Origin of the sequence: Vibrio sp. V42_P2S4T144 (assembly GCF_009904715.1) — a bacterium.
In the GTDB taxonomy this organism is placed as follows: domain Bacteria; phylum Pseudomonadota; class Gammaproteobacteria; order Enterobacterales; family Vibrionaceae; genus Vibrio; species Vibrio alginolyticus.
The window spans coordinates 1-4,862 of sequence record NZ_WXWS01000144.1 but is presented as its reverse complement, the minus strand read 5'-3'; the positions used below and the strand labels follow the sequence as shown (position 1 = coordinate 4,862).

The window sequence follows — 4,862 nt, the reverse complement described above, 5'->3', positions numbered from 1 at the left end:
GCTCTGTATTGTTCGCGCTGATGACAAGTTAGTGTTAGTTCATGAAGTATTAACGGATAAGATTTCTCTACCTGGCGGAACCATTATTGATGGTGAGTCTCCACAAGTTGCTGCTCAACGAGAAACGTGGGAAGAAACCGGTATAGTGGTTACGGTTGGAGAGGAGCTTGGCAGAACGGACACTGCGGTTTTTTACGACTGTATATCAGACTCTGACATTATCGCTTTTTCTATGAATAATTCTTTAGGTGGAAATGAACTGCCTATTTGGTTTGCCCCTCATTATGGAGTAGAAGTTGCGTCAGCGATGTTGCTTAGCCCATCTGAATTACCATCATCTTTATATCGTTATCCTGAGCAATGGCCACAAGCCACTCAGTTTTTTGATCAAGCTACCAAGCAATCAGTATCTTATGTGACTCAGTTGATCGAATCCGCGCCTTCATTTCGTCAGGTTGAATTGGCGTGGCTGATAGATTTACAGAGTTGGGTAGGGGCGTTGTCAGAAACGAGTTACGAGGTAGCTAGTCAGATCTCGAAACTCGTTATAGATCTGACAGAACCGACGGTACTACTCTTTCTATTTCCTTTTGCCATGATGCGCTTTGGTAGCCGGTTTGTGTACCGACTCTTTTTCGCAATTAGTGCAACGTCGCTTATGGTGCTTGTCGCTCAACAAGGCTTTTCGCTACCGCGCCCACATGTCTATATACCAATGATGGAGTTAACGCACAGCTTTGGCTTTAGTTTTCCTAGCTTGCCTATCGCTGTGTGGTTTTGTGTGCTGACGTTCTTGTTTCATAGAACCCAGTATTTTGGTTTGAATGGAACAACGGCAGTCTTCGTGTTCATCACTCTTACTGTGGTGTTAGGTAAGTTTTTCCTCGGCAGTGCCTTTATTTTAGATATGTTATTTGGCGCGCTGTTAGGCAGCTTGGTGGCTTGGCATGTTCTTCGACTGGAGACAAATCAAGATGTGAACGTTGATCAAGTTCTAAGCTCAAAAGGCGTCTGGTTCATTATGACTGCGACAACAGCGGTCATCTCCGTCATCTGGCCATTACCTGTGTTTGGTCGCTGGTTAGCAATTTTAATCACTGCATCAGCGTTGGTCATGACATTTAAAGAGTCGAAAGCACATTTAGATACTCGGCAGATGATCTTTGTGACGCTAGCATTGTTGCTTGTTGATCAACTCTATTTGTACTCGGCTAATATCGTATCGTTTAGCGGTTTGTGGTCATTAGTCTTGTCGACGTTACATTATCCATTATTAATGTTGTTATTTATGCTGCTTGCAAGGAAGCTGACTTGTGAAAACCAACCGAGCAAAACGTTGCTAGATTGATGGCTGTATTTGTTATCTATTAGTATTTGAGTAAAAACAAAGCCTTGCATTACAGCAAGGCTTTTACACGTTTAGTCCACGAACAACGCCGCTTGCCTATCTTGGACGGCTAGGGGTGTTAAACGTAAGAAGCTTAACGCAACAGACATGGCGGAAAGGGCTATGCATTGAGCACGAACTTTTCTATAGCTTTAGCGACACCGTGCTCATCATTACTTGCCGTAATGTAGTCAGCGATTTGCTTGGTTTCTTCCATTGCATTTGCCATCGCGATACCAAGGCCAGCGTATTTCAGCATGTGGTGGTCATTTTCTGCGTCACCCATACAGATAACTTCTTCCGGTTTAATTCCCAGATACTCGGCAATTGCGGCAACACCAATACCTTTGTTGCTCGCAGGGTTAAGAAACTCAAGGAAAAACGGAGCGCTTTGAACAACCGTAAACGCTTCGCGCATTTCAGCTGGCAGTGCTGCTATAACTTCTGTTAGTTTGCTTGGCTCTGCAACCATCATAGCTTTGATGATTGGATGATCGTCTTCTAGTGATTCGAAGTTCATCTCGGTGACATTTAAGCCATTTATCTTTGCTTCAATATCGGTGTAAGGGTTGTGTTCGTTGGTGATTAAACCATGAACTTGACTAAAAGCATGGACGTACGCACCTAGCTCTTCGGCTTTTCGCGCCACCAATTTTGCAGCTTTACCATCTATGATTTGCTGGTGGATGATGTCGTTTGTGCCTACGTTCTTGACCATCGAACCGTTGTAGTAAAGAACAAAATCTCGATCGGAATGGATATTCAGTTCGTCGAGCTTGTCTTGCATTCCTTCTAATGGGCGACCAGAAGCGAGAACGACAGTAACGCCTGCTTCTCGAGCTTTTGCGATCGCTTGTTTGTTTTCTTCAGAAATGGCTTTATCACTATTGAGTAGCGTGCCATCCATATCTAGTGCGATCAGTTTATACATCATTTCTTACCTTAAAGTTTTTTGGGAGCTGTCAGTGAATAAGGCTTGGTTTAACGTTAACCAGAAACCTATATTCATTACGCTATGAAACTACAAAATGGTCTATTTTAACAATTAATTTTTGGTTTAAATTGACCTAGACACGCGTGTCCATTATGGTCTTCGCCTCGAAATGTTATGAGTTGAGTGAGTTCTGCGTTGTATAAGCTAAATGAGATGTTTGAAACCATCCAAGGGGAAGGGGTTTTTACTGGAGTCCCTGCTGTTTTTGTTCGGCTTCAAGAGTGTCCGGTTGGTTGCTCATGGTGCGATACCAAACAAACGTGGTATGCAGATGAGAATGATCAACGTCAAATAGGCGATATTCTGGTGAAAACGGAAGATTCTCCGACGTGGTGTGTTGCATCTGCCGAGAACATCGTAGAGCAATATCAACAGCAAGGCTTTAATGCTAAGCATATCGTGATTACTGGTGGAGAGCCTTGTATTTATGATCTGCGCCCTTTAACAAAGGCGTTTGAAGATATGGGGTGCCAATGCCAAATTGAAACCAGTGGCACATCAGAAGTGATTACTTCAGAAAATACGTGGGTGACAGTGTCACCAAAAGTAGCAATGAAAGGTAAACTGCCAGTGCTTAATAGCGCGTTAGAGCGGGCAAATGAGATTAAGCATCCAGTCGGCACCCAGAAAGACATCGACCACCTTGATGATCTTTTAGCAAATGCGAACGTGGCGGCTGAGACTATCATTGCACTACAACCAATTAGCCAGAAGCCTCGTGCTACGCAATTGTGTATTGATACGTGTATTGCCCGCAATTGGCGTTTGTCTGTTCAAACTCATAAATATTTGAGTATTGCTTAGACGAGAGGCTCGTCATCATTCGAAGTGGCTTTTCTATCTAATCCCGGTTTCGCGAGTAATGCCGTTGGTAGCTTTGCTATCGAAACATTGTCGATATATCTAAACAGTTTATAGCGTTGTAAAAGCTAAGAAGTGTTGACTGCTGTGGTGTGGTGCTATCTTTGGTTCGACAATCGTTTCGCATTTAATTGATGCCACCAATCTGGCGGCATCAAAATGAAGCTCTGTTGGCTGGAGTTTCACGCTGAGATAAAGCGTTTAGAAGCTAACGCAAAAGGTTTCATCCCACCGCTATTACCGCTAACAAAGACTATTTGCTCGCTAAGTATTCTTCTAAGCCGCTTTGTCGCAGTAGGCACGCTGGGCATTCACCACAGCCTTTACCAACGATTCCGTTGTAACATGTTAAAGTATTGTTTTGGACAAACTCCAACATATTGTGCTTATCAGCTAGAGCCCAGGTCTCTGCTTTAGTAAGCCACATTAAAGGAGTCTTAATATTGAAGGCTTTATCCATACCTAAATTGCAAGAGAGATTTAGAGAGCGAATAAAGTTGTCTCGGCAGTCAGGGTAACCACTAAAGTCTGTTTCGCAAACTCCCGTAATGATGTCTTGAATACCAAGCTGGTAAGCATGGATACATGCGTAAGTAAGAAAGAGGATGTTTCTCCCTGGAACGAATGTATTGGGTACGTTAGCGTCGCTTAAGTCATTAGATACCGGAATGTTGTCTCTTGTCAGCGAGCTTATCGCTAACTCATTAATTGATTTTACATCCAGGACTTTGTGGCTTTTGATGTTAAGTTGCTTACCTAATTCGATAGCGATATCTATTTCATCTGAATGACGCTGGCCATAATCAAACGTTATAGCATGAACCTCATCATATGTATTTAATGCATCGATTAAGCAGGTCGTAGAGTCCTGCCCACCGGAAAAAACCACAAGTGCTTTTGTTGTAGCCATGTTGAACCCTTAGTTATGCTCTTTGATTCTTTGGTATTGATACGTATTCTTAGGCGTTTAATCCCAATTACGTACTCGACTTGTTCGTAGCGATTGCGTCCGCAATCAACTGGGCTGTGCTCTCAAGCACTCTTTGCTTGTCATCATTTGACAGCTTGTGGAGATTCACAGCAAGTTCAGCGGTGATTTCATCTTCACAAAAAAAATAGTTTAGAGGTACGTTTAGCTCATCTGCGATAAGTTTGAGCGTTTTTACGTCGGGAGTATGGCGCTCCCTTTCGTATTGGTTCATCCTTGCACTTGCAGAACTATCATCCATGCCGATACGGATGCCCAGTGCTTTTTGGGACAGATTCGCTTGTTTACGCGCATGCTTAAGGCGGGCTGGGAGTGGGTTATTAAACAACACTTAAAGTTCATACGAAGGACTTGGATGACTAAGATTATCTTAGTTTTTCTGATTTGTGTATACTAAGTAATGCTTAGTTATTGCCGAGGTCGCCAAGGCCGTGTATGTATAGCTAAACAAGATTTCGTATCTTTAGGTTGATTAAGTGACGTTGAATCTACTTCTTCAAAAACTGCCGTATGGAGGCGCGGGAGGAGCGAGTAAGGGCACGAGAAACCGCAGCGATTTGTAGAGCAGAATTTGCTCTTCACATAAACGTAGTCGTCTAAGTTGAAGAGCAATATTGTTCTTGATGATCAAC

At 43.1% G+C, this 4,862-nt stretch carries 5 protein-coding genes; 2 read left to right on the top strand and 3 right to left on the bottom strand.

Annotated features, from left to right (window positions below; all coding sequences use genetic code 11):
• Positions 1–1,348 (top strand): NUDIX domain-containing protein (locus CAG68_RS04740; protein WP_161440833.1); only part of this gene is annotated, 1,348 nt, incomplete at its 5' end.
• A gap of 160 nt (positions 1,349–1,508) precedes the next feature.
• Here the strand turns inward: CAG68_RS04740 and CAG68_RS04735 are convergent.
• Positions 1,509–2,318 (bottom strand): Cof-type HAD-IIB family hydrolase, encoded by an 810-nt coding sequence (locus CAG68_RS04735; protein ID WP_017821691.1) that lies wholly within the window; start codon positions 2,316–2,318, stop codon positions 1,509–1,511.
• Between the two features lie 216 nt (positions 2,319–2,534).
• Here CAG68_RS04735 and queE point away from each other — a divergent pair, with 216 nt between their 5' ends.
• Entirely contained in the window at positions 2,535–3,185 is a 651-nt protein-coding gene (gene queE, locus CAG68_RS04730; RefSeq protein WP_005377296.1) for a 7-carboxy-7-deazaguanine synthase QueE, read from the top strand.
• Between the two features lie 310 nt (positions 3,186–3,495).
• Here queE and queC read toward each other — a convergent pair whose 3' ends face one another.
• Complete coding sequence (queC, locus tag CAG68_RS04725; RefSeq protein WP_005377298.1) at positions 3,496–4,152, bottom strand: 7-cyano-7-deazaguanine synthase QueC; 657 nt, start codon at positions 4,150–4,152, stop codon at positions 3,496–3,498.
• 67 nt (positions 4,153–4,219) lie between these two features.
• Positions 4,220–4,561, bottom strand: coding sequence for a helix-turn-helix domain-containing protein (locus CAG68_RS04720; protein ID WP_025768136.1), 342 nt, complete (start codon positions 4,559–4,561; stop codon positions 4,220–4,222).
• Positions 4,562–4,862 lie beyond the last annotated feature (301 nt).